Here is a 23,961-nt window from a genome sequence, read left to right as displayed (position 1 = left end):
TAAGATGTAAGAGAATTATTTTTGTTCGGTGGGGATGTATGAGTATTGTCACTTTTCGTCTTTAGATTTGAGCAAGAATAGTACCACAATGTGCGAGTCCGCACGAGGAGGCAACAATTATGGAACAAGGTAAAGTAAAATGGTTTAACGCAGAAAAAGGTTTTGGATTCATCGAGCGCGAAGGTGGAGACGATGTATTCGTACACTTCTCAGCAATCCAAAGCGAAGGCTTCAAATCTTTAGACGAAGGTCAAGCTGTAACATTTGACGTAGAACAAGGTCAACGCGGACCTCAAGCTGCTAACGTTCAAAAAGCATAAGAAACACAACATATTAGAAACAGATCCTTTAAAGGATCTGTTTTTTTGTGTACAAACATAAAAAAGCCCTGTTTTTCAACAGGGCCAGTCGGTACAAATACAGAAGTAAAGTTAATGGTACTCTTAGTATAGCACAAGATCATAACAATCTATACGAAATAATAAAATAAAACTTTTATCCGGCACGTTTACCTATGTTTATAGCTATTCCAGACTCTCTAGGGCGCTCACAAACCGTTTAATTCCTTCTCGAATGACCTCTTCTTCCCCTCTGCCAAACGTAAAGCGAATAGCTCCGCTTTGAGAACTCAGCACGCTTCCTGGGACAAAAGCCACTCCTCTTTTAAGCGATTCTTCCAATAGACGATAGTCATCGACCGGCTGATTCACTTTGCACCATAAGTGAATCCCGCCTTGAGGCGAATCGAAAGATACTTTCGATCCAAGCAATTCGTTCAGACTCGACGACAGGGCATACTCTTGCTTTTTGAGCTCTTGTCTAAGCTTTTCAATATGAGAAGAAAACGTAGGAGAATCTAAGAATTGATAAGCAATCCACTGCGGAAAGATGCTGTGGCCAAAGTCAATTTGCTGCTTAGCATCTGCCAGGCGCTGAATCACTTGCTCTGGCCCCACTATCCAGCCAATTCGAAGGCCCGATGCCACGATTTTAGAAAGCGAGCTGATATAGAGGACATTTCCGTTCTCGTCCATCGATTTCAGCGTTTGATGTACATTTCCGTCAAATGCCGTGAGTGAATAAGGATCATCTTCAATAAGCGGAATGCCGTATTCTGAAGAAAGCTCTAAAAACCGCTTTCGACGCGCTTCTGATAACACAATACCGGTCGGGTTTTGATAATACGGATTTAAAAAAACCATACGAATGCGATGCTTTTTATGTAATTCTACTAAGTCGTCCGGATTGGCTCCATTTTTATCTACAGGCAGCAAAAACGTTCGTAAACCTGCTGATTGAAAAAGCGGCAGTGAATAGCTATAGGACGGATCTTCAATCGCTACTGCATCTCCTGGTTTTAACAAACACTGCACAATCAAATGAAGTGCTTGCTGTGCACCTGATGTAATTAAAATGGAATTAGCATCGGTGGAGATTTTCCGGTACTCATGAACATGAGCAGCAATAGCGTCACGCAGACGTTCATTGCCGTGAGGATGATCATAGCCTAAATGCTCATTAAACGGCATGCCCGCTAATATTCGCTGAAAATCTTCACTTGGAAATAAGCTAGGAGCTAATTCTCCGCTGGCTAAGTTTACAAAATCTGTTCGCAAAGCTTCGCTTCTTATTCGCTGTACGAGCGGTAAATTAGGCAAAAATGAACCGTCTTCTACATATCTCCCCCAGTTTGGAATACGTTTACGGGAAATTCCCCAGATGCTCGAACTAACTCGCGTGCCGCTTCCTTTTTTACGTTCTACGATTCCAAGTGCCTGCAGTTCTTCATAAGCAGCTACTACCGTGCTTCTGTTCACGTTTAGCTCAGCAGCAAGCGTTCGTTCTGATGGCAGCATAGAATCCGGCGGAAACGCTCCCGATGAAATACAGCTTTCAATATATTCTGCAATTTGTTTATAAATCGCTTTTTTGCTAGCGCGATCTGGTTTCCAGTTCATGCGGCGTCAGTCCTTACATTTAAACTTTCTTATTAGTAGTTTATCCTTTATCTCTCTTATCTTAAAGAAGTTTTATAAAAAAAGACCATCCAATTCGGTATTTTTTTGCTCATCCACTTTACAAAAAATATGATATCACTACTTTTCATTTGCTGGTATTTAAGTTTACATAATAATTTTATAGTTAATTAAAGTACATTCACCCTCACCACAAAAAAATCCAAACGAAGTTGATTCTCTATTAAGAGTCTCGATTCATCGTTCGGATCTTTACTAAAATACTTTTGTCACGGCCTCTTTTTATAGAGGAGGTAAATCTAGCTTGCCTTCTTGAAACAATTCTTTCACCATGTGCTTGGCATACCCTGTTGCTTGCCCTAGCGTAATCTTTGCTGGCATAGGAGCTTCATTTGCATCGACGATTACATCGATAATGCACGGTTTATTCTGTCTAACTGCACTTTCAAAAGCCGGCAGCAGCTCTTCTTCTTTTTCTACTCGGTAGCCAACACCTCCGCAGATATCTGCATACCTAGCAAAATTCGGGTTTGTTAAATCTGTGCCAAATTCAGCATTTCCCATTACTTCTTGTTCAAATTTAATCATACCGATTTTATGGTTATTAAATAGCACCACAACTAGCGGAAGATTGTATTTAACAGCTGTAATAAAATCTGCCATCGTCATCGCAAAGCCGCCGTCTCCACAGACCGCAAACACCTGCTTCTCGGGATAAGCAATTTTTCCAGCAAGTGCGCCCGGCAGCCCGCATCCGAGAGTCGCTAGCCAGCTTGAAATCACAAACTGCTGATTTGTCATACGAAAATGACGCGCCATCCATACTGTGACGTTTCCTACATCTACGGACAAGACCGCGTTATCAGCCGCTACGTGCTGAAGCGCTCGAATCACTCGCTGAGGCTTGATAGGTAGACTTTCTTTTGCTTCTTGAGTATCAAGCTGACTCCACCACTTTTTCATACGTTCTTGACTTTGCTCTAAAAACTGGCGATGCTCTGAGCGGCCAACGTTTTCTAAAAACCACTGAATGGTTGTTTTTGCTTCTCCTGCAAGCCCTGCATCTACAGGATATCTTTTGCCAATTTGTGCAGGATCAATATCAATATGAATCGTTTTCGCATGTTCTGGCAAAAAGCCTGTAAACGGATAGGACGTTCCAATCATGATGAGCGTATCCGCTTCTTGCATCGCTTCATACGCTGGCTTAGTACCGATTAATCCAAGTCCTCCGAGACAATATGGATGTTCATCCGGTATTGCGCCTTTTCCAGGAAGCGTAAGAACAATAGGTGCTGCGATTTTTTCTGCAAATGCAAGCAGTTCTTCTCTCATTTCATGTGTGCCTCGACCGGCTAAAATAACCGGACTTTCTGCTTTACCAATCAAATCTTTTGCTTTTTCAAGGTCTTCTCTGTGAGGAAAGACGTCTTGTTTAACGATTATGCTTGATGTTTCTCGTGCTTCTGATCCGACTTCAAAACGAGGGATATCATCGGGAATGGTTAACACAGCCACACCTTTTTTAGCATAAGCTGTTCGAATCGCTTGATTGACAACAGTGGGAAGCTGTTCAGCGGACATGATTCGCTGGTTATATACAGCCACATCATCGAACATTCGCTCTAAATTAATTTCTTGAAACGCATCGCTTCCAATAAGATCAGACTCCACTTGCCCCGTAAGTGCTAAAACGGGAGCTTTGTCTAACTTTGCATCATACAAACCATTTAGTAAATGAATCGCTCCCGGTCCGGCAATAGCAGTGCATACACCGATTTTACCCGTTAGCTTTGCATATGCAGCCGCTGCGAGAGCTCCCGCTTCTTCATGCCTCACTTGAATAAATTTAATTTTGTCCTGAGCTTTGCGAAGCGGTTCAATAATTGAATTAATGGAGTCTCCTGGCATGCCGTAAATATGATCAACGCCCCATTCAATTAACAGTTCAATCAGTTTTTCCCCTGCTTTTTGTTTAAACATATGACTGACCCCTTTCTTCTTATATATAGAGATAGTGTGACCTGACACGCTCTTTCTTACTTATTTTCACTCGTATAATTTTCGTTTTCTTTCATTAAATGAATGACCGTCTTCGTTAAATTTTCTTCATTCCTTGCAATTATCATTAACTTTTGCTATTCTATAAGAAGAATTATTTTTGTTCGGCAACAATCGATAGGTGAATACTTTCGTCTTAAAGATTTTGATCATGAGCAAGGATAGTAATACAATGTGTGCATAGCACACGAGGAGGCAACATTCATGGAAAAAGGTACAGTAAAATGGTTTAACGCAGAAAAAGGTTTCGGATTTATCGAGCGCGAAAACGGCGACGATGTATTCGTACATTTCTCAGCAATCCAAAGCGAAGGATTCAAATCTTTAGACGAAGGTCAAGCTGTAACATTCGACGTTGAAGAAGGTCAACGCGGACCTCAAGCTGCTAACGTTCAAAAAGCATAAGTAGAAAAAGACTCTGATTTCAGAGTCTTTTTTTTATGTAGAACCACGCATAAAACCTTTTTAACGTGCAGTTTGTACACGTTATTATAAATAATAAACTAAAAAAGTCTCTTCATCCCGAAGAGACCTTTTGTGGAAGAAATAGTTGAAGAAATAAAGTGTGGATGTTGCGTCGTCCTCATTTTTTAATAATTAGCACCAGCCGCCGCCGAAGCAAGAAGCGCCGATGATGATTAATAAGATGAAAAGTACAATGATTAAAGCGAAACCGCCGCCGCAGCCACCGCCGCCATAACCACAACCGTATCCGTAACCTCCGTAGTATCCCATGTGTTTCACCTCCATTTGCTATACTTTAAGATATGTGGATTTGGTTAAATTGCTCCTAATAATTCCATAGAACTTTTGAAAATGTTTGTCATACACTAAAATACTGAGCTTCTCAAACAAGTTCCACAAAGTGATAAAATATCTGATTTTATAGGCATTTACTCCTCTTTTCTTTATCTTTTAAAAATGTAATCGCTCCCTTTTTCATGAATGTACACCGTGCTGAATACCTTTAGTTATGTACACTCACACGGGAGGGATTTAATATGTTAACACTCGAAATTTCAAAGCAAATCGTTAAAAACGTCTATCCTATTGTCTTATCGAATCGCAGTAAAATCTTTCAAGAGGAAGTGAGCGTCGCCGCTTTGCAAGACTACTTTGGTCTTGATCATGCCTTTAGCGTGTATGCAGCTGCCACCATTATTTATCAGCTAGAAGCTGACGGGTATGTATCCAAACCTCTGAAGCGCAGCGAATACAAGCGAATTTTGCTCAAATAAAAACAAGCATCCCCGCAAGGATGCTTGTCTTATTTATAGCTATACCTGTCGAATAACTGCTCGACTCTTTTGTGGTAATCGGCAAGGTAGTCAGAAAGCTCAGTTTTACTCAATTTATTTGCTTGTTCCTCAAATAGTGACAGCAGCGAAATTTTAATCATTGCCATTTCCGTTTCCGAGCGATTTTCATTTCGCAAATCTTTTCTTAAATTCCACAGGCTTTGCTCCATTTCATGCTTTAATTGTTCTAGTGAGTGTGGTTCTTCAAATCCGGCACGAATGTCTTTTTTAAATCCACTCATCTTATCACTCCTCGCATTTGCACCTGCTAGATAGTATCTAATGTATACTATACCATAAATAACTATACGAGGCTTAAGCATACCTTTTAAGCAATTGGTCACAAAATAAAAAACATCTCTTTGGATGTCTTTACGTTACCTTTTATCTTACTTCGTCTTCTTCACCTTTTACATATTTAAAAAATGAATCAATCATTTCGTTTAAAAAATCATTGCGATCTTCAAAATTCATAATTTCTAAAAATTCCACAATATCCTTATCTAAGCTAATAGAAGCGGGAACATAAGCAGCCGCTTCCCTTCTTTGCGGGAATGGAATCACATTATTTTTCTTCTTCATAAAACACCGTCCTTTTTCTGTGCTTTACTAGTGTAAGCTTTCAAGGAACGATTTGCAAGTCCCTCTGATGTAAAATTTTATATAAACATTCTTCTGAAAAGACAGGGTATATCTTTAGCTACTCAAGTAAGCCCATTTGACATTAGCTTTTTCATGTTCTGGCGTCATATTAATAATTCGCCGCTGTTTTCTCTTTTCCTTTTGGCATCTTTTAGCAAATTTAAATACAAATATTTTAAAAGAGGTTTTTATTTCCTCCGTATAGGTTAAAGAAAGGAAACAACATTTTTATATGGAGGGGTTCCAAATGATTGCATTAACTGGAAAAGTTGCGCTCGTGACGGGAGCGGCGTCTGGAATTGGACGCGCTTCAGCCATTACATTAGCTGAACAAGGAGCGCGCGTGGCTCTTTTAGATTTAGACGAAGAAAAATTACAAGAAGTAAAAGAGACCATCATGTCGAGCGGCGGAGAGTGTATAGCCATTAAAACAGACGTCTCTGACTCTGAAAGTATAAAAGAGAGTATCGAAACGATTAGCAGCTTATGGAGTCAATTACATATTGTTTCTATTAACGCAGGCATCAACGGTACGTTCTCTTCTATTGAAGAACTATCACCAGAAGATTGGACAAAAACGATTGATACAAATTTAACAAGTACTTTTTTAACTGTGAAGCATTCTATTCCTTATTTGAAAGCTCAGGGAGGAAGCATTATTATTACTAGCTCGATTAACGGCAACCGTACATTTTCAAATATCGGCATGAGCGCATACAGTTCCTCAAAGGCTGGCCAAATGGCTTTCGGCAAAATGGCAGCTCTTGAACTTTCTACATACGGAATACGGGTAAACGTCATTTGTCCGGGAGCAGTTGATACAAATATTGAAAGCAATACATTCCGTCAAGAAGACAAATTAAAAGAAGTGGCGATTCCAATTGAATATCCAAATGGCAATCAGCCGCTTGCTAAACGCTCGGCTAAGCCCGAAGAAGTAGCAGACTTAATTTTCTTTTTAGCTTCTGACGCGTCCAAACATATTACCGGAAGTGAAATGTTTATTGACGGCGGAGAATCGCTGCTGTAACGTACAAGCCCCTGCACCAACGTCAGGGGCTTGTTTTTTTACTTTTATGAACAACATCTACTCCACCCGAAGCGGATATAATGCTGCCTGTAATCATATCTGAGTTTTCATCGCAAAGAAACTCAATAATACGCGCAATGTCTTCTCCCGTACCTGATCGGCCCACAGGCGTTTCCTTGTCTTCTAGTAATCTTGCTTTTATAATATCACTTTCTTTCATGTCCCCTACAATATCTCCGGGACAGACCATATTGGCCGTAATCCCGTATTCGGCTACTTCTAGAGCAAGCGATTTGGTCAGAGAAGCTAGCCCTGACTTAGCGGCACTAAAAGCCGCGCGGTACATCCATCCAGGGGTGTGCTCTACATCTTGAAAACCGTATGTAATAATCCGTCCAAACTGCTGCTTTTTCATAATAGGAACAACCGCTTTTACAAAGTGAAAAACGGAGCTTAAATTCCCTTCCAGCATTTCATACCATTCACTGTCTGTGTACTCTATTAATTTTTTTCTTTCAAATACATACGGACCTGCATTATTAATTAAAACATCAATACGTCCAAATCGCTCCATAGCCTGCGCAACGACGTGTTCAATATCTGCTTTGTTTGTTATATCTCCTTCTAAAAACTGTACGTTATCACTATATTGATGCCATTCTTCCTGCAGTTCTCGCACTTTATTTTTATCACTGCGAAAATGGACGGTAACGGAATACTGCTTTTTTAAAAACTGTTCTGTTACCTTCTTGCCAATACCTTTATGACCCGCTGTAATCAATGCATGTTTCATCTACCTTCACCTCTTTCACTCTACTTATCTACTATATATATTAGACAGCTCCTTAGTTTCTCCTTTACTAACAGAAAAAAGCCCTTCACTAAAGGGCCTTTCTTTTACGGTCTTAACAAAATTTTCCCTGTACTTTTCCGGCTTTCAAGCAGCTCATGTGCTTTTGCTCCGTCTTTTAAATCAAACACCACGGGATCGGTTAGCACAAGCTGACCTTTACTGATCCACTCAAACAGCTGCTGTGAACGTACTTTACGTTCTTCATATGACACAAGCACGTTCCATAAGTCTCCGCCTGTAAGCGTTTTAGAGGTGTCCATCAGCATACGCGGGTCGACCGGGGCCGGATCGCCTCCTGCCATTCCGTAAAATACCACGGTTCCCCCTGTTTTTACGGCTTCAAAGCTTTTTTCTAGCGTAACTCCTACAGATTCGTAGGCAACATCTGCGCCTCGCTTCGTTACTTCTTTCACTTGTTCCACCCAGTTATCTTCGTATAAAAAGACATAGTCAGCGCCTGCTTGAGCCGCTGCTTTTGCTTTTTCAGAAGATGACGTTAAGCCAATGACTTGTCCGCCTAATAGCTTGGCAATTTGAACTAAAAGCTGACCTACGCCTCCAGCAGCTGCGTGAACAAGTACATAATCGCCGGGCTGAATGCTGTAGCTGTCTTGTGTTAAATAGTGAGCCGTTAACCCTTGCAAAAGCACAGAAGCAGCTGCATCAAACGAAATATCGTCAGGTACAGCAATTATTTTATCTTGTAGCACGGCAACAAGCTCTGCATTTGCAAAAGGAACGTCAGCAAAAGCAATGCGGTCTCCTACGTTAACGTGACTTACTTCTGCTCCTACTTCTTCTACCACACCTGCTCCTTCATATCCTAAAATATACGGAGGTGTACCCGTTAAGTGATAGTTCCCTTTTCTTCGGTACACATCGGCAAAATTAAGTCCAATTGCTTTTGTTCTTACTAGTACATCTGTTGGTCCAATAGAGGGGTTCGGTATATCTTGATAGTGAAGAACGTCAGGTCCTCCAAATCTTTCAAATACTAATGCTTTCATAGATAAGTTACCTCGTTTTCTTTATGTATTCCCTTTCATCGTAATTCAACGAGATAACAAACACAAGTTTCTTACTCAGTGGAAAAACGCCTTGTCTCCTCATGAGACAAAGCGTTTTTTTAATTTGTTTGTGCTACGGTTTCTCTCATCGTTCCATTTTTTTGATAAGACGTATGAAAAGAAAAGGCTTTTTCAAGAACGTGCGGTGTTTGGCCGCCTCGCGTGAGCGCTTCTTCGTAATACGCCATAAGCTGGTCGCGGTACATTGGATGTGCACAATTTTCAATAATGCGCTTTGCCCGTTCTCTTGGAGCAAGTCCGCGTAAGTCTGCATATCCTTGCTCTGTTACAATTACATCCACATCGTGTTCCGTATGATCAACGTGTGAAACAAACGGCACTACGCTTGAAATATCACCGTTTTTAGCGATGGATTTTGTTACAAAAATACCAAGGCGCGCGTTTCGGGCAAAATCCCCTGAACCTCCGATTCCGTTCATCATTTTTGTTCCCATCACATGCGTTGAATTAACGTTTCCGTAAATATCTAGTTCTAGCGCGGTATTAATTGAAATCAGCCCTAAACGACGAATGATTTCGGGATGGTTTGAAATTTCCTGCGGACGAAGAATGAGTTTATCTCGATAGGTTTCAAAATTAGAGAAAACTTGTTCCATTTTATCCGCTGAAAGCGTAATCGAGCAGCAGGAAGCAAACGTAACTTTTCCTGCGTCAAATAAATCAAACACGGCGTCCTGCAATACTTCGGAATATACTTCTAAATCATGAAACTCCGAATCTAACAAACCGTGGAAAACGGCATTTGCCACAGATCCAATTCCAGATTGTAAAGGAGCAAGCGATTCAGTTAATCGTCCTTCTTTAATTTCTTGGCGTAAAAATGAAATCAAATTTTGAGCCATTACAACCGTTTCTTCGTCAGGTGCTACAATCGTAGACGGTGAATCTAGCTGATTTGTAAACACAATACCTTTTACTTTATCTAAATCAATTGGTATGCCTAACGAACCAATCCGGTCATCAGATTTTTTCAAAGGAATTGCATCCCGCTGTCCTTGAGCGCCTGGATCATACAAATCGTGAATGCCTTCTAACAGCTCTGGCTGCGCTGTGTTAATTTCAATAATAATCGATTTTGCATGCTCGGCAAACACCATCGAATTGCCAATGGACGTTGTTGGAATCATCATTCCGTCATCCGTGATAGAAACCGCTTCCAAAATAGCGAAATCTATTGAATCTAACACGCCTGAACGCACCCATTCAGAAGTATGCGATAAATGCTGGTCAATAAACTGAAATTCACCTTCATTAATTTTTTTACGCATCGTCGGGTCCGCTTGAAACGGCAGGCGTTTATTTAACATGCCTTTTTCTGCAAATAGCTTATCCACATCTGACCCAAGTGAAGCACCGGTATACACGCTTACTTTTATCGGTTCTGTTTCCGCTCGTTTCGCTAGCGCAAACGGTACAGCTTTGACATCCCCCGCGCGTGTAAAACCGCTTAGACCAAGAGTCATTCCATCTTGAATCCAAGACGCTGCTTCTTCAGCAGAGACAACGCGATTCTGTAGTGCTTCATGTTTAATTCGACTGCAAACGTTCTCCATTCTGTTCACTCCTTGTTTTTGCTCTTTTTTACCATTTTACTGTAAAGCAAGCGTCTACAAGAGTTTTTGGAATGAAATGGACAAAAATAGCGATAAAACAGCATATTTGATGATAATTAAGCAAAATGACGGTTAAAACCCAAGGAGTTTTCGAAAATAGCTGGCGTACGACTGACTGACCGGAATTTTTTCTCCGCTGCTCATTACTAGTAAAAAAGTTGAATGTGTATCAGGATAAATTTCTTGAATTTGCGTCACATTGACGATAAAGGAACGATGACAGCGCACAAACTCTTCTTTTGGAAGCACATAGTCAAATTCATTTAACGTGTATTTATGCGTACCCGTATACTTCTGTGCGTACACATAGGTTTTTCGGTCACGCGCTTCTACGTAGATAATTTTTGAGAAAGGAACCGGTATCCATCCCTCGTTCACCTTTAACGTCACAACTGATTTTCCGCTCGTTAACGCGGGAAAAATCGCCGTCACGCATCCTTGAACCTCTCCTTCGTCTAAGAAAGGCACGGCCATGCCGTAGTAAGGCGTGCCAAACACGTCTCGGTGAATAAATTCCGATACTTTTTGCTTTCGCTCTAATGCTTTATATGTAATCGTTCCTTTTTTAATGTGATCTCCAGGGCTGATTTTTAAATTGATTCGTTTACTTGCGCGGTAATACACGTACATTTCTAGATCTGACACGGCAATCGACGCTTCATCAGAGAACAATTCGCTGATAACGTCTAATAATGCTGAAGCTTTAAATGGTTTCATCTTTTCACCTTCTTTTGTCTAGTCAAACACGCTGCTTCTTTATTGTAGCGCAAAAGCAAAAGCGAGTGGGAAAGAAGCATGGAATTTATCTTTTCAACTGCATAAAATTTCTATTTTTTCACAACATAAAACAAGGAAATGAAGGAAGGGTGAAATGTATGGGCTATGCTGAATCGACGTTTCGAATCGCCTGTTCATTTTTTGTGCTGCTTCTTTTAACGCGGCTCATGGGAAAAACAGAAATCAGCCAGTTAAATGTGTTTACGTTTATTACGGCGATTACGATTGGTAATATTGCTTCTTCCCTCTCCACTGATAAGCGAGTAGAGATTGATAAAGGAGTTTATTCACTGCTAGGATGGACATTTTTAACGATCGCTATGGGCTATCTTGGAATGAAATCGAAAAAAGCACGGCATCTTATTACCGGTGAGCCTAAAATTGTGATTAAGCAAGGGAAAGTAATGGAAAAGGCATTAAAACAAGTCCGGCTAGATATTGAATCTCTTTTAGGCATGCTGAGGCAGCAAAACGTATTTTCCATAAAAGATGTCGAGTACGCTATATTAGAAATCAACGGAAACCTTTCCGTTATGCAAAAACAAGATAAAAAGCCGAACTCGTGGTCAAAAACGCTTTTATTTCCCACTTCAACAGGCGTTATTTACGACGGAAAAGCGAATGAAGATGCGTTGAAGGACCTACACGTAGATAACAACTGGCTGCATAAGCAGCTAGAAAAAGCGGGAGTCAACTCAATTGATGACGTCTTTTACGCTGAGGTTCAGTCGGACGGATCGCTTTATATTGACTATAAAAAAGATAAATTTAACTCATAAAAAAAATCCGTACCATATAAGGCACGGATTTTTTATTAGCTTGCTTTTTTTACACGATTTGTAATGGTATCTTCTTTTGGTGATGTTTTACGAATAAAGAAGGCTAAAACAAACGCAATCACACTTAAAATCGTTGCGATCATAAACGCATCGTTAATACCCATTGCTGTACCTTGATTCACGGCTTCAGCCATACTGCCTTTATCTGTCGGCAAAATTTGCTGATTCGTTACGATGTTTTTCACGTGTTTTTCACCTTGATTCATCATAATGGACACAAAGAACGCCATTCCTACAGCTCCGGCAACCATTCGAAGCGTATTAACCATCGCCGTACCGTATTTATTTAGACTAAGCGCAAGCTCATTTAATCCAGCTGTAAAGATTGGCATCATAAGCAGTGACATACCAAACATACGCACAGTATAGACAATCATCACATACATAAATGTTGTTGTCGTTTCAAGTTTTGTTAATTCATATGTTGTCACAACGGTAATCGCTAAACCAATAACAGCAAGCCATCTTGCGCCGAACTTATCAAACAGCCGTCCTGTAATCGGAGACATAATCCCCATTACAATTCCCCCTGGCAGTAACAGCAGACCTGAAAGAAACGGTGAAAAACCCCGTACGTTTTGCATATAAATCGGCATTAAAATCATACCTGAAAACATTGCCATTGTCACAATCACGTTAATGATTGTTGTTAAAGTGAACATACGGTAACGGAAAATACGGAATTCAAGAAGTGGCTGATCGATTTTTAACTGACGGAAAATAAAGAACAGAATTGAAATACCGCCTACAATGAACATGGCTAATACTTCAGTGCTGGTCCAGCCCTTTGTACCGCCCGTAGCGAACGCATAAAGCAAGCCGCCAAATCCAATTGTTGACAAAATAACGCCAAGCACGTCTAGCTTAGGTCGGCTTGTTTCTGTCACGTTTTTCACTAAAATAATAGCCGCAATTACGTTAATAAGTGCAATTGGAAACATCATAAAGAATAAAACGCGCCATGAGTAGTGCTCAACTATTAAACCAGAAAGCGTCGGCCCTACTGCCGGTGCGAAGTTCATCGCTACACCAAAAATCCCCATCGCAAAGCCGCGTCGGTCAGGCGGGAATAATGTAAAAATAACGTTGGTAATTAACGGAAATAAAATCCCTGCTCCTGCTGCTTGCACGACGCGTCCCACTAAAATAATGGAAAATGTCGGTGCAATACCGCAAAGCAGTGTTCCTACTGTAAACAGCCCCATTGCTGTAATATACAGCTGCCTTGTAGTAAATCGATTCATTAAAAATGCTGTAATTGGAATAACAATTCCGTTTACTAACATAAAGATGGTTGTTAACCAGTTGCCCGTAGCCGCCGTTACATGAAAATGATCCATCATTTGCGGAAGCGCAATGTTAATCAGCGTTTGATTTAAAAAAGCGACGAGCGCTCCCATTATCATTACGCCAAAAATAGACCGAGTTCGGGCTTGATCGGACTGTTGTGTTTGTGTATTCATTTTAACAAGACCTTTCCCTTTAAAATTATCTGTATGTAAATCTTCAGATGACAAACAGGTTAAGAATATATTTTATGTGTTCATTCTATTAATTTATGTCACGAATATTTAATGAACTTAATTATATACCGAATAAATATATCCGTTTCCGAAATATTTGTCAACAAATATGATCATTTTCGTAAAACTTTTCCATCAGTATATATAAAGTAGCATACCCTTTAATGAAGAAAAAAATGAGAGCCCTTCAACGAAGGCTCTCATTTCCTTAAGAAATACTTATTTTAAGATTTGAACTTTTACTGTTTTTCTTCCCCATTTTAACGCTTCTTTTTGAGAAGGAAGCAGAACATCAATTTTATTTCCTTTAATCGCACCGCCTGTATCAGCTGCGATTGCCGTGCCGTAACCTTCTACGTATACTTTTGAACCAAGTTTTATCACTTTTGGATCGACAGAAATCACTTTTTGATTTGGATTCTTTTTCAAGTCAATTCCAATCGCCGTTTTTCCGCTGCAGCCTTTGCAGTTCGCTGTGTACGCTGTTGCTGTTACTTTAAATTCTTTCACAACGTTTGAAGACTTCGCAGGCGCTGCTTTAGCAGGCGTGCTTGATTTTGCTTGAGATACTTTTAATACTTGTTTCGGATGAATACTGTCTGACTTTAAGTTATTCCACTGTTTCAGCTGACTAACCGATACTTTATATGTCTTTGCAATTTTGTATAGCGAATCTCCGCTTTTTACTGTATATGTATTTGTTGCAGCTGATGCACCACTTGCCACTCCGAACAGTGACATTAGAACTAAACTGAACGTAATCATTGTCTTTTTCATGTAATTGATTTCCCCTTTATCTACCAATACATAAAAAATAACACATGAATATTACAGTTATATTTCAGTAACATGTCAATAGTTTGATAGTTTAGTTACAGTGAAAATAAATATTCTTCCTTTTAAACTAGTAAATTAATCACCTTAACATTTCAAAAACATACATATTTAGGCATATAACGGTGCTTTTACACACATTTATACTGGATTATTTCATTTGTAACATTTAACTGGTTCTAGAGGCTTATACTTTATTTTTTATTGGTTAATTAGAACATAGTTTATTTAAAAATAAATAAATGCGTTAAAGTAGCTAAAATAGCTTAATATAAATCACTTTTTACACCGCTGTTGATTTCCGTGCAAGACTTCGCTTTCCGCGGGCGGGCGCTGAGCCTCCTCGTCGCTTACGCTCCTGCGGGGTCTCATCTGTTCCGCTATTCCCGCAGGAGTCTTCGTCTTGCCCTCCAATCAACTGCTAGAAGTACCTACATACGTAAAACCTACGTTTTCCCTACAAATAAAAAATCCGAACGAGTTAGATTCTCCATCAAGAATCTCAATTCATCGTTCGGATCTTTCTTCAACTAATATAATTTTTTCATATCCTCTTTATTTGAAATTAAGATACCTGCAATACTTGTTAATACGGCTGCCACTGAAGCATTCTGGCTGCTTCAAATCTTTTTTCTACATTCGGCCAGTAAACGATTTTCCACCAATTATCCACGTACGGATCACGTTCATTTTTGTACTGTAAATAATACGCGTGTTCCCATACGTCTAATACGAGCAGCGGAATCGTATCCCACTGCGTGAGAAGCTGATGGCGCTCAGCCTGCAAGACTTCAAGCTTGCGCGAACGGGGCGACCATACTAAGATTGCCCAGCCAACACCTTCTACTTTTTTAGCGGCTTGAGAAAAGTGCATCATAAACTTCTCATAGCTGCCAAAGTCTTTTTGAAGCTGCTGCAGCAGCTGTCGTCTCGGCCTCCCTCCTCCTTCTGGACTCATAATTTCCCAAAAGATTGTGTGTAAGTAATGACCGGAGCCATGAAAAGAAGCTTCCCGTTCCCAATGTTTTATGAGGTCAAAATTGTTTGTGTTACGGGCTTGCTGCAGCATGAGCTCTGCTTTATTTAATCCATCGACATAGCTTTGGTGATGCTTGCTGTGATGAAGACGCATAATTTCCCGGTTAATATACGGTTCAAGAGCTGAATAGCTATAGCCAAGCGGCGGCAGCTCGTGCTGTCCTGGCGCTATCGATTCTCGCTCCCTGCCATCGTCTCCAAGCCGCTCTTTTAAGACTTTATCAATATGCCGCACTGCATTATTGATTTCTTCTAACGTATATTCGTTGACATCTTCTTCACTTAAATATTCAAGAACGTCTTCTTGCGTGCGCGTTATATATGACGTTATATCTACTTCTGTAATGGCTTCTTCAAATACAGGATCACATACTTGTTCAAGCCAGGTCTGAACTTCCATCAAGTATCTTTTTCTCTCATCTTGATCGGCCATACTTTCCCTCCTTACACCTCATCTTCACTATCATATTCAAAAGAAAAAGCAACATAACTTCCTACTTGTATCTATTGAGTTAGAAAATTCGACATAAAAAAGCAAGAGCTCCTTAAAGGATAAACTCTTGCCTTTTTTCTTATATCTTCTTTGCCATATTCACATAATCAATCGTTTCTTGCTTACTAACAGCTGCGTGCTTCAGCTTTGGATTATAATAGAGCTCGACTTTTATATTATTGATTTCACAGTCATCTGGCATATCCTGCAAATCCGTTAAAAACGGCAGCAAGTGATTGTTCATATCGTATTCAAACGCCCCGTTTTGCAAGTAATACACCTTCGGCACATAGTTAATATGGCGAAAAAACTTCACTACGTTGATTCGCTCACCGTATGAGGCAATCACTTCCTCTTCTGTGAGGTTAGGATAAGATAAATTAAACACCTGTTGAACCGGTGTTTTTAGCCACTTGGTCAAGCAAGTCTGCGGATTGTTGACAAGCGCTTTTGCTCCTTTTACGTACCCCGCTAAAAACATCGACATAAAGCCGCCGCCCGATGATCCGTAAAATAGCACATTAGACGAACTCACCTGTACTTTTTTCATAAATTTTTCAATTAAAACCGCAATGTCTTTTAAATAAAACCGATCGCTTGTCCCTTGTCCCCACGCAAGCGACACCTTTCCTAAATAAAGCGTAGGATCGTTATAGTAAATAATTGAATCTTGGAATTCATTCATCCACGAATGGCGCTGAAAATATGGAGGGCCTGCAGGCATTTCCTGACTTGCCCCTCCTCCTGAGCCAAACACAAGCAAATGAGAAGACTCTTTTTTTAACCTGACTAAAAACTCAAACAGCACTCCGTTCCACTCGATTCCTACTAAAACGGGCTTATCCAACGGCAGCTGAAGTTCATCCAGCTTTTCATACGTACTATTTATCTTTTCATATTGATCAAGCAACAGCTCTGCAACTCACTTTCCTTAAAATGATCTGTCGTATGCGTCTGACATTGATCATGGCTCTGTAAAAAAGAACCTGTTACAGTGTATGAAAATCAGTGGACAAATGTTTGTACACGTTATCAAAAATAGGCCTTACCTACATATCCTCCTAGGCTTCTGTCACGAAATAAAACTCTTCACATACGATACAGCATCATAAAAAATTCAAGGATAGGAGCTGGAGACCCTTGTCAACGCCCTATATGGATTATAATAATCCAAACGTACAATACTTTTCCGATGTGAACAAAAACAGACTTAATACGCGCAATGATGAAAACTATATTAACCGGCTAGGAAGAGATGTGCTAAATACTCTTGGAAACGTATCGTTACTCGATATTTACTTAAGCAAAAGCCGCGTGGTTGAACCCCACTATCATCAAAATGCCGCTGAGCTTGTTTACTGTATTTCAGGCTCTGCCGTCGTTTCATTAATCAATCCGTTTAACAACGAAGTGACAAATATTCCGATTGCCCCGGGTCAAGTAGCTAATATCCCTCAAGGCTGGTGGCACTGGGAGGTTGCGTCTGAAGACAATACGCATTTACTTGCCATTTTTGACGCCCCTTACCCGGAATACATTTTTGGATCGGACATTTTAAATAATACGCCTATTGAAGTCCTTGCTCACACGTACTGCTTAGATCCGGAGCAGCTAAAAAAAACGCTGGCTCCGTTAAAAAATCAAACCATCGTGATTGGACCAACGGACGAATGCGGAGAAAAAGAACAATATAAAAAGGAAAAACAAGCTGGCCCAGCCTACCATCACACGTCTCCTTATACGTATCCTCCGCCTCAGAATCCCTACTACCACCCTCAAAGCCCCTATCACTATCGGTACTGGTAGAAACAAAAAAACCGCTGCCAACGCAACGGTTTTTTTGTTGAATACATAGCATTATTAGTCTGTATATGTACTATGAAAGGCGGCTTCAATATATGCAACTTGGAAATGATAATGTCCAATTAAATACTTCACAATGTCCACTTGATCAATTTTGCCAGGCTTATCGATCATCGCTTCTTTCACCATTTTTTCAAATGTACCTTGATCAAACTGTTCTTCATGAACAACAATTGTCTCAGAGTACGTTTCATCTTGTCCTTCTGAAATGCGGTAGTAATACAACTTTTTCACCTCAATTTATCTTAAATGTATGTATACCCCTAACTACTCATTTTAAAACATTTTTTCAGCGTTCATTTTCCATTTTACGATAGGCTGCGGCTTTTGCTTTTACAAGCATCCTTGTAACCCAGTACGCCACTAGCGTTATCCCTATATCGATCAGAAAAATATAAAATAAGCTCATTCCTTTTCCTGAATCAATAAATTTAAAATGGTGTTCAAGGGGCGCCAGTCCAAATGAAAAAACAGCGCTCAGCAGAATCGTATACAGATAAAAATTCTTTTGGTGATTCGTACAATATTGATAAAGCAGCAGAAAGCCTACCGGCAAAATAGAAGCGGTAATATTCGTTGCGTTCGGAAGCAGCGGCGTTAAGAAAAACGTGTGCGTTAAATGACCGCTTCTCCCGAGTGCAATATCAATATATGCCCAGAGCATATGCACTGTGTAACCGAAGAAAAACACCTCAAAGATCCTCGTCCGGTCTACCGTAAAATACAACAACACAAGAGGAAGAACGAGCGAAGCGACCACCACCCAAAACTGCCAGTTTCCAAAATCTGAATACTGATGCCAATACGACGATAATAACTCCTGCAGCTTATCGCTTTGTTCATGTATATTTCCCCAGTATCGTTCATAACTCACTGAAGTAACCTCCTATATAGAGTCTCTGCTTATGTATGTACGAATAAGCTCGATTTTATGCAGAGAAACATGGGAAGCGGCCATTTATTGCTTGTCATCACCCAAATAGGTCACCGGGAGTTCATGCTCAATGACTTTACTTGCTTTTCGATTAACAACGTACGCTTTTGCTGTTGCCCTTGAGCTAACTAACGCGGATAGCTTCTCATCTTTAAAATGCAGCGCGACTCCATCATCTACAGCATAGCCTGCTTTGATTTCCCCGCTTGCCATTAACTCATGATACGAAGGTCTTCGATTGCTTTCTCCGTCGTAGTGAGGACAGTTGCTTCCCGTTAAAAATCCTAAACAGTCGATTTTAGACAGTTTGTTGTTCATTGAATCGGTGACGCCTTCTTCAAACCAGCAAATCGAACCTGCGCTTATTCCTGCCAAAATAATTCCTTTTTTATAAGCCCCTTTTAAAATCGTATCCAGTCCCCATTCTTGCCATAAAGAAAGCATATTCCTTGTATTACCGCCGCCTACATACAAAATATCTTGCTGCAGCACATATGCTTTTAAATCTATAAAGTTTTGAGAAAACAGCGATAAATGAGACGGTTCGCATACCAACTTCTCAAACGCTTCATAAAACCTTTCTATATAGTTATCCGCATCTCTGCTGGCTGTGGGGATAAAGCAGATTTTTGGCACATCTGTATGAGCTTGTGAAAGTATGTATTGATCCAGCAGCAGGTTATCCGGCTCCATTGAAAAGCCTCCGCCGCCCATGGCTATAATTTGTCTCATTTCAATCATTCCTTTCAAAAAAGTGATACAGAAAATGTAAATTTACACTATTTCAAACAAGAGTTTTTCCGTATAATGGAAGAGTGAAAAAGGTGGTGCAAAGCTTTTGAAAATAGTACGAACACTTTTACTAATACTAGGCATTTTTATTATCTTGTTTTGTATCTTTGGCTATATCGATTATAACGGTCAAAAAATGGAACTAGGAGCCAAACAAGAAAAAAACATTCCTTCTTCCATTAACACTGACGGAGGTGCCATTACGCTATCTGCTGTAAGCGAAAAGTACGATAAAACGCAGTTTGGCTTTTTTGTTATCCAAAACAATTCGACGCATACCTTAACAATTCCTTATGAAAATACGGCGGATCACTTAAAAGGTGGAAAGTGGTACGAAGTTGTGCTAAAAGGATTAGAGTTTCCTGATAAAACTGTCACGCTGAAGCCAGGGAAATCTCTCAAACTAGATATCGCAACTCCTAACTACAAAGTAGGAAAATACCGTTTTGTTCAGCACTTTAAAGATGAAAGCGGAAAAGAGCATGTGTTAGCTGCTCCTTTTGAAATCGTTTGGCCGAGCCTTAAGAATGTTCTCGGGCAGTTTGATTAAAAGCTAGAAAAGCACTTACCCATCATGAGGTAAGTGCTTTTTATCAGCTCTGATTTAAAACCCAAAGCGTAACTTGCTTTGTTCCGACTTTTACCGTCTCTCCGTTTTTGATAGTTTCTTTCACACTGAGACTGTGCAGCAGAAGATTTTCTTGAAGCAATGTTTCAAACTTCGTGACAGCTTTCCGTACTTCTTCGTCTCCGCTAAGCTCCAAATCAATACGTAAATTCACAGGTAAATCCAGCTTTTTACGATAGTCTTGAACCGCTCGAATTACTTCACGAGCGACTCCTTCCTGCACGAGTTCTTCGGTTAACGCCGTATCCAACACCGCAGTATACGTGCCGTTGGATGCAACTGCAAAACCTTCTTTTGGCACTTTTTCAACGAGTACGTCTGCCGTTTCAAGCGTTAAGTTTTCTCCTGAAGCAAGTGTAACACCTATCTTGCCTTTTTCAACAAACTCTTTTCCTTGCTCTTCTGAAAGGTTCTTTAATGCTTGATTGACCTCATTTACTTGTTTTCCAAACTTCGGTCCCGCCTGTTTAAAATCAAGTTTTAATACATAAGAAACAAGTTTGTCGTCGTCTTGCTCCACGTTAAAGTTCTTCACATTAAGCTCATCTTTGATGACATCATGGTACGCTTCCCACTCTACATCTTCTTCCGTTACCACAAGCGAAAGACTTTGCAGAGGCTGCTTTACTTTTAACGAATGCGTATTTCGGATGCTTCGGCCTAGTTCAACTACTTGCAGTACCGCTGCCATTTCTTTTTCCAGCTTTTCATTCACTTTGGTTTGATCATACACAGGATAGTCTACTAAATGGACGCTTTTCCCTGTCAGATTTTCATGAACGTCATCCGCAACAAACGGCGTAAACGGCGCTAACAGCTGACTAAGCGTGACTAACACTTCATGAAGCGTATCGTAAGCCGCTGCTTTTTCTCCGTCCATCCCTTCTGACCAAAAGCGATCGCGGGAACGTCGTACATACCAGTTGCTTAGCTCTTCAATAAATGCCGCGATTTCACGAGCGGCGCTTGTAAACCCGTAATCTTCAAGATGTGCTGTTGCTCGCTTAACCGTACTATGCAAACGTGAAAGAATCCACTCATCCAATTTTGTTTTTTTCGATTCATACGTTTGCTTCGGGTCATAGCCGTCAAGCTTAGCGTACAGCACGTAAAAGCCGTACACGTTCACAAGTGTATCAATGACTTTTGACTTCGCTTCTTGCACGACGCGCTCTGAAAATTTCTTCGGATTCCACGGGGCACTGTCTGCTAAAAGCGCCCATCTAAGCGCATCGGCACCAAATGTATGAATAAGATCAACAGGGTCCAGCGCATTTCCTTTACTTTTAGACATCTTTTGACCGTTTTCATCTAAGACGTGACCAAGAGACAAAACGCGCTTATACGGTGCTTTTCCTGTAAACAGCGTTGAAACTGCCATCAGGCTGTAAAACCAGCCGCGCGTTTGATCAATTCCTTCTGCGATAACGTCTGCTGGAAACTGCTTTTGAAACAGCTCGTTGTTTTCAAACGGATAGTGATACTGCGCAAACGGCATCGAGCCGCTGTCAAACCAAACGTCAATCACTTCCGGCGTTCGCTTCATTTCTCCGCTGCAGACCGGACACGTTAGCTTTACATCATCTACATAGGGCTTATGAAGTTCAATGCTGTCATTCACAGAATGTGACGCATGTTTCTGAAGCTCCTTGATGCTTTTTGGCGCTACTTGATGCTGACATGCTCCGCATTCCCATACGTTCAGCGGCGTTCCCCAGTAGCGCTTTCTGCTGATGTTCCAGTCCACCATATTTTCTAAAAAGTTACCAAAGCGACCGTGCTTGATATGATCCGGGTACCACGTCACGCTTTCATTGTTTTTCAAAAACTGTTCCTTCAACGCCGTCGTTTGGATAAACCAGCTTTCATTTGCGTAATAAAGAAGCGGCGAGTCGCATCGCCAGCAAAACGGATAGCTGTGCTCATGCTTTTCTTTATGATACAGCACGCCTTCATTTGCTAAATAACGAACGATATCAACGTCGCAGTCTTTCACGAAACGTCCTTGAAAAGGCGGCACTTCAGCCGTATACTGCCCTTTTTCATCCACCACGTTCACAAATGAAAAGCCGTTTTCTTTTACTACTCTGTAATCATCTTCGCCGTAAGCAGGTGCTAAATGAACAACTCCTGTTCCGCTTTGATCCGTTACATAATCAGCTGTTACGACTTCGTGCCCTTTTTCCACTTTCACAAAATCAAACGGCGGCTCATATGACATCCCTTTTAACTCATTTCCTTTATGATGAGATAAAACCGTATACTCTCCTTTTAACACCTTGTCTGCGAGTGCTTCTGCCACTATATAGACGCTGTCGCCTTGCTCAGCGCGAACGTAGTTCATCTCTTCATGCACGGCAAGCGCCACGTTTGACGGAAGCGTCCAAGGCGTTGTCGTCCAGCCTAGAAAATACTCATTATCGCGGTTTTTCACTTTAAATTTCACCGTTACCGTTAAATCTTTTACATCTTTATATCCTTGCGCTACTTCATGCGAACTCAGCGACGTTTGACAGCTCGGGCAGTAAGGTGAAACGCGGTGGCCTTTATAAAGAAGTCCTTTTTCATGAATCGTGCCAAGCACGTTCCATACGCTTTCAATGTATGAATTCTCCAAGGTGATGTAAGGATCTTCCATATCAACCCAATAGCCAAGCTGCTCCGTGAACGTGCGCCACTGCTTTTCATACACAAACACACTTTCCTTACACTTGTTGATAAAAGCTTCTACGCCGTATTTTTCAATATCATGCTTCCCCGATATCCCGAGCTGCTTTTCAACACCGAGCTCAACCGGCAGTCCGTGCGTATCCCAGCCTGCTTTTCGAATCACTTGATGCCCCGTCATCGTTTTATAACGAGCCACCACGTCTTTAATCGTCCGGCCTAGCGCGTGCCCCACGTGAGGCAAACCGTTTGCTGTCGGAGGCCCTTCATAAAATACAAACGAAGGATGCCCTTCTCGGTTTTGAACCGACTGCTGAAACACATTTCCCTTTTGCCACTGCTGCTGGATACGCTGTTCGCGCTCTTGCGAAGACTCCCTTACATTCACTTCTTTCATGTGATACCACTCCTTTTAAAGTTAAAAGCACACAAAGAAACCCGTCCCTATGACTAGGGACGGGTTTTAACCGCGGTACCACCCTGGCTTCTATTGATCCGTTCATCAATAGCACTCAGCAACGTACAATCATACGCGTTCTTTTTAACGGTAGACTACCGTTCAAACTTACTTATCGTTCAGTTTGACTTCTCAGAGAGGATATTCCCCTGCAGCTTGAACGCCGGCTTTCAGCTATCACCAGCTCTCTGTGGAACAAACTTGCAGCGTACTGATTCTCTTCAACGAATTTGTGTGCTTTTATTAGTAGCTATTGTATGCGGTTTGGGAGGGAATGTCAATGTTTATGATATTTATGTATGTTTCTCCTTATACTATAGTCGTCCAATGATAAAATAACCGCTTACTGCTGTTTGCTACAATATTTTCTGCCTTTTTCACGCTCTCAGGAAAAGAAAAGGAAATATACACAAAAAACCACCTCATTTTGAACTGCACCCCAATTGTTAGACAAAAACTAATAATTGGAGGTGCAGTTTTTCATGTCAAAACACACACTTGAAACAAAGTTAAAAGCTGTAGATTTCTACATCAATAAGCAATATTCATATAAAG

General features: G+C 40.8%; 25 protein-coding genes and 1 other annotated feature. Of the genes, 7 read left to right on the top strand and 18 right to left on the bottom strand.

Going from position 1 to position 23,961, the window contains the following annotated elements; all coding sequences use genetic code 11:
• The first annotated feature begins 119 nt into the window (after positions 1-119).
• Complete coding sequence (locus tag MMB68_RS20005) at positions 120-320, top strand: cold-shock protein (protein WP_013057405.1); 201 nt, start codon at positions 120-122, stop codon at positions 318-320.
• Between the two features lie 204 nt (positions 321-524).
• Here the strand turns inward: MMB68_RS20005 and pdxR are convergent, their stop codons facing one another.
• A complete protein-coding gene (pdxR, locus tag MMB68_RS20000; RefSeq protein WP_221784955.1) occupies positions 525-1,958 on the bottom strand; it encodes a MocR-like pyridoxine biosynthesis transcription factor PdxR in 1,434 nt (477 codons plus the stop codon).
• A gap of 300 nt (positions 1,959-2,258) precedes the next feature.
• Positions 2,259-3,959, bottom strand: coding sequence for a pyruvate oxidase (locus MMB68_RS19995; protein WP_164795301.1), 1,701 nt, complete (start codon positions 3,957-3,959; stop codon positions 2,259-2,261).
• 282 nt (positions 3,960-4,241) lie between these two features.
• Between MMB68_RS19995 and MMB68_RS19990 the strand changes: the two genes are divergently transcribed.
• Complete coding sequence (locus MMB68_RS19990) at positions 4,242-4,442, top strand: cold-shock protein (protein WP_013057408.1); 201 nt, start codon at positions 4,242-4,244, stop codon at positions 4,440-4,442.
• Positions 4,443-4,634: 192 nt separating this feature from the next.
• Here the strand turns inward: MMB68_RS19990 and yjcZ are convergent, their stop codons facing one another.
• On the bottom strand, positions 4,635-4,772 hold the full coding sequence (yjcZ, locus tag MMB68_RS19985; RefSeq protein ID WP_013057409.1) for a sporulation protein YjcZ: 138 nt from the start codon (positions 4,770-4,772) through the stop codon (positions 4,635-4,637).
• Positions 4,773-5,038: 266 nt separating this feature from the next.
• On the opposite strand from yjcZ, the gene MMB68_RS19980 reads away from it, so the two are divergent.
• Positions 5,039-5,275: a hypothetical protein gene (locus MMB68_RS19980; protein ID WP_014459745.1), complete on the top strand. Its 237-nt coding sequence runs from the start codon at positions 5,039-5,041 to the stop codon at positions 5,273-5,275.
• A 29-nt stretch (positions 5,276-5,304) separates the two neighbouring features.
• Here the strand turns inward: MMB68_RS19980 and MMB68_RS19975 are convergent, their stop codons facing one another.
• Together MMB68_RS19975 and MMB68_RS19970 are read right to left on the bottom strand one after the other, a co-directional pair.
• The gene (locus tag MMB68_RS19975) at positions 5,305-5,577 is read right to left on the bottom strand and encodes a hypothetical protein (RefSeq protein WP_043983023.1); all 273 of its coding nucleotides are present in this window, start codon (positions 5,575-5,577) and stop codon (positions 5,305-5,307) included.
• A gap of 142 nt (positions 5,578-5,719) precedes the next feature.
• Complete coding sequence (locus tag MMB68_RS19970) at positions 5,720-5,917, bottom strand: hypothetical protein (RefSeq protein WP_013057412.1); 198 nt, start codon at positions 5,915-5,917, stop codon at positions 5,720-5,722.
• 307 nt (positions 5,918-6,224) lie between these two features.
• Here MMB68_RS19970 and MMB68_RS19965 point away from each other — a divergent pair, with 307 nt between their 5' ends.
• Entirely contained in the window at positions 6,225-7,007 is a 783-nt protein-coding gene (locus MMB68_RS19965; RefSeq protein ID WP_025751605.1) for an SDR family oxidoreductase, read from the top strand.
• 22 nt (positions 7,008-7,029) lie between these two features.
• Here the strand turns inward: MMB68_RS19965 and MMB68_RS19960 are convergent, their stop codons facing one another.
• The 4 genes from MMB68_RS19960 to MMB68_RS19945 form a co-directional block, all read right to left on the bottom strand.
• Entirely contained in the window at positions 7,030-7,800 is a 771-nt protein-coding gene (locus tag MMB68_RS19960) for an SDR family oxidoreductase (RefSeq protein WP_221784954.1), read from the bottom strand.
• 104 nt (positions 7,801-7,904) lie between these two features.
• Positions 7,905-8,867, bottom strand: a complete 963-nt coding sequence (locus MMB68_RS19955) for a quinone oxidoreductase family protein (RefSeq protein ID WP_264407695.1) — start codon at positions 8,865-8,867, stop codon at positions 7,905-7,907.
• Positions 8,868-8,986: 119 nt separating this feature from the next.
• Entirely contained in the window at positions 8,987-10,501 is a 1,515-nt protein-coding gene (locus MMB68_RS19950; RefSeq protein ID WP_277447722.1) for an acetyl-CoA hydrolase/transferase family protein, read from the bottom strand.
• Between the two features lie 132 nt (positions 10,502-10,633).
• The gene (locus MMB68_RS19945; protein ID WP_221784951.1) at positions 10,634-11,278 is read right to left on the bottom strand and encodes a LytTR family DNA-binding domain-containing protein; all 645 of its coding nucleotides are present in this window, start codon (positions 11,276-11,278) and stop codon (positions 10,634-10,636) included.
• A 158-nt stretch (positions 11,279-11,436) separates the two neighbouring features.
• On the opposite strand from MMB68_RS19945, the gene MMB68_RS19940 reads away from it, so the two are divergent.
• The gene (locus MMB68_RS19940) at positions 11,437-12,117 is read left to right on the top strand and encodes a DUF421 domain-containing protein (RefSeq protein WP_028408225.1); all 681 of its coding nucleotides are present in this window, start codon (positions 11,437-11,439) and stop codon (positions 12,115-12,117) included.
• Between the two features lie 35 nt (positions 12,118-12,152).
• Here the strand turns inward: MMB68_RS19940 and MMB68_RS19935 are convergent, their stop codons facing one another.
• The 5 genes from MMB68_RS19935 to MMB68_RS19915 all read right to left on the bottom strand — a co-directional run bounded on the left by MMB68_RS19935 (position 12,153) and on the right by MMB68_RS19915 (position 16,975).
• Positions 12,153-13,640 carry a DHA2 family efflux MFS transporter permease subunit gene (locus tag MMB68_RS19935; RefSeq protein WP_221784950.1) on the bottom strand — a complete coding sequence of 496 codons (1,488 nt, stop codon included), beginning with the start codon at positions 13,638-13,640 and terminating at the stop codon, positions 12,153-12,155.
• Positions 13,641-13,919: 279 nt separating this feature from the next.
• Positions 13,920-14,477, bottom strand: a complete 558-nt coding sequence (locus MMB68_RS19930; RefSeq protein ID WP_013057420.1) for a 3D domain-containing protein — start codon at positions 14,475-14,477, stop codon at positions 13,920-13,922.
• 340 nt (positions 14,478-14,817) lie between these two features.
• The gene (locus tag MMB68_RS19925) at positions 14,818-14,952 is read right to left on the bottom strand and encodes a hypothetical protein (RefSeq protein WP_260507837.1); all 135 of its coding nucleotides are present in this window, start codon (positions 14,950-14,952) and stop codon (positions 14,818-14,820) included.
• 168 nt (positions 14,953-15,120) lie between these two features.
• Positions 15,121-16,005 (bottom strand): superoxide dismutase, encoded by an 885-nt coding sequence (locus tag MMB68_RS19920; protein WP_016764472.1) that lies wholly within the window; start codon positions 16,003-16,005, stop codon positions 15,121-15,123.
• Positions 16,006-16,144: 139 nt separating this feature from the next.
• The gene (locus MMB68_RS19915) at positions 16,145-16,975 is read right to left on the bottom strand and encodes a glycosyl transferase family 2 (RefSeq protein WP_221813273.1); all 831 of its coding nucleotides are present in this window, start codon (positions 16,973-16,975) and stop codon (positions 16,145-16,147) included.
• Between the two features lie 230 nt (positions 16,976-17,205).
• Between MMB68_RS19915 and MMB68_RS19910 the strand changes: the two genes are divergently transcribed.
• Positions 17,206-17,871, top strand: a complete 666-nt coding sequence (locus MMB68_RS19910; RefSeq protein ID WP_221813272.1) for a cupin domain-containing protein — start codon at positions 17,206-17,208, stop codon at positions 17,869-17,871.
• A gap of 54 nt (positions 17,872-17,925) precedes the next feature.
• Here the strand turns inward: MMB68_RS19910 and MMB68_RS19905 are convergent, their stop codons facing one another.
• From MMB68_RS19905 to MMB68_RS19895, 3 genes are all read right to left on the bottom strand, one after another.
• On the bottom strand, positions 17,926-18,162 hold the full coding sequence (locus tag MMB68_RS19905; protein ID WP_264407703.1) for a hypothetical protein: 237 nt from the start codon (positions 18,160-18,162) through the stop codon (positions 17,926-17,928).
• 55 nt (positions 18,163-18,217) lie between these two features.
• Positions 18,218-18,802: a hypothetical protein gene (locus MMB68_RS19900; RefSeq protein WP_221813270.1), complete on the bottom strand. Its 585-nt coding sequence runs from the start codon at positions 18,800-18,802 to the stop codon at positions 18,218-18,220.
• An 84-nt stretch (positions 18,803-18,886) separates the two neighbouring features.
• Complete coding sequence (locus MMB68_RS19895) at positions 18,887-19,594, bottom strand: Type 1 glutamine amidotransferase-like domain-containing protein (protein WP_221813268.1); 708 nt, start codon at positions 19,592-19,594, stop codon at positions 18,887-18,889.
• 106 nt (positions 19,595-19,700) lie between these two features.
• On the opposite strand from MMB68_RS19895, the gene MMB68_RS19890 reads away from it, so the two are divergent.
• On the top strand, positions 19,701-20,204 hold the full coding sequence (locus MMB68_RS19890) for an immunoglobulin-like domain-containing protein (RefSeq protein ID WP_221813266.1): 504 nt from the start codon (positions 19,701-19,703) through the stop codon (positions 20,202-20,204).
• A gap of 43 nt (positions 20,205-20,247) precedes the next feature.
• Here MMB68_RS19890 and ileS read toward each other — a convergent pair whose 3' ends face one another.
• Positions 20,248-23,346 (bottom strand): isoleucine--tRNA ligase, encoded by a 3,099-nt coding sequence (gene ileS, locus MMB68_RS19885; RefSeq protein ID WP_221813264.1) that lies wholly within the window; start codon positions 23,344-23,346, stop codon positions 20,248-20,250.
• A 52-nt stretch (positions 23,347-23,398) separates the two neighbouring features.
• Positions 23,399-23,640 (bottom strand) — a binding site (T-box leader).
• Positions 23,641-23,961 lie beyond the last annotated feature (321 nt).

The organism is Priestia sp. Y58, assembly GCF_029522095.1.
Taxonomy (GTDB): Bacteria; Bacillota; Bacilli; order Bacillales; family Bacillaceae_H; genus Priestia; species Priestia megaterium_E.
Note: the sequence above shows the minus strand (reverse complement) of the source record. Positions and strands in the feature narration are given on the sequence as shown.

Bases quoted from the DNA above. Each gene is read 5' to 3' on its own strand.
- MMB68_RS19955 (WP_264407695.1), bottom strand. From the start codon at position 8,867: ATGAAAGCATTAGTATTTGAAAGATTTGGAGGACCTGACGTTCTTCAC.
- MMB68_RS19975 (WP_043983023.1), bottom strand. From the start codon at position 5,577: ATGAGTGGATTTAAAAAAGACATTCGTGCCGGATTTGAAGAACCACAC.
- MMB68_RS20005 (WP_013057405.1), top strand. From the start codon at position 120: ATGGAACAAGGTAAAGTAAAATGGTTTAACGCAGAAAAAGGTTTTGGA.
- MMB68_RS19950 (WP_277447722.1), bottom strand. From the start codon at position 10,501: ATGGAGAACGTTTGCAGTCGAATTAAACATGAAGCACTACAGAATCGC.
- MMB68_RS19980 (WP_014459745.1), top strand. From the start codon at position 5,039: ATGTTAACACTCGAAATTTCAAAGCAAATCGTTAAAAACGTCTATCCT.
- MMB68_RS19970 (WP_013057412.1), bottom strand. From the start codon at position 5,917: ATGAAGAAGAAAAATAATGTGATTCCATTCCCGCAAAGAAGGGAAGCG.
- MMB68_RS19940 (WP_028408225.1), top strand. From the start codon at position 11,437: ATGGGCTATGCTGAATCGACGTTTCGAATCGCCTGTTCATTTTTTGTG.
- MMB68_RS19990 (WP_013057408.1), top strand. From the start codon at position 4,242: ATGGAAAAAGGTACAGTAAAATGGTTTAACGCAGAAAAAGGTTTCGGA.
- MMB68_RS19895 (WP_221813268.1), bottom strand. From the start codon at position 19,594: ATGAGACAAATTATAGCCATGGGCGGCGGAGGCTTTTCAATGGAGCCG.
- yjcZ (WP_013057409.1), bottom strand. From the start codon at position 4,772: ATGGGATACTACGGAGGTTACGGATACGGTTGTGGTTATGGCGGCGGT.
- MMB68_RS19935 (WP_221784950.1), bottom strand. From the start codon at position 13,640: ATGAATACACAAACACAACAGTCCGATCAAGCCCGAACTCGGTCTATT.
- MMB68_RS19945 (WP_221784951.1), bottom strand. From the start codon at position 11,278: ATGAAACCATTTAAAGCTTCAGCATTATTAGACGTTATCAGCGAATTG.
- MMB68_RS19995 (WP_164795301.1), bottom strand. From the start codon at position 3,959: ATGTTTAAACAAAAAGCAGGGGAAAAACTGATTGAACTGTTAATTGAA.
- MMB68_RS19960 (WP_221784954.1), bottom strand. From the start codon at position 7,800: ATGAAACATGCATTGATTACAGCGGGTCATAAAGGTATTGGCAAGAAG.
- pdxR (WP_221784955.1), bottom strand. From the start codon at position 1,958: ATGAACTGGAAACCAGATCGCGCTAGCAAAAAAGCGATTTATAAACAA.
- MMB68_RS19930 (WP_013057420.1), bottom strand. From the start codon at position 14,477: ATGAAAAAGACAATGATTACGTTCAGTTTAGTTCTAATGTCACTGTTC.
- ileS (WP_221813264.1), bottom strand. From the start codon at position 23,346: ATGAAAGAAGTGAATGTAAGGGAGTCTTCGCAAGAGCGCGAACAGCGT.
- MMB68_RS19965 (WP_025751605.1), top strand. From the start codon at position 6,225: ATGATTGCATTAACTGGAAAAGTTGCGCTCGTGACGGGAGCGGCGTCT.
- MMB68_RS19920 (WP_016764472.1), bottom strand. From the start codon at position 16,005: ATGGCCGATCAAGATGAGAGAAAAAGATACTTGATGGAAGTTCAGACC.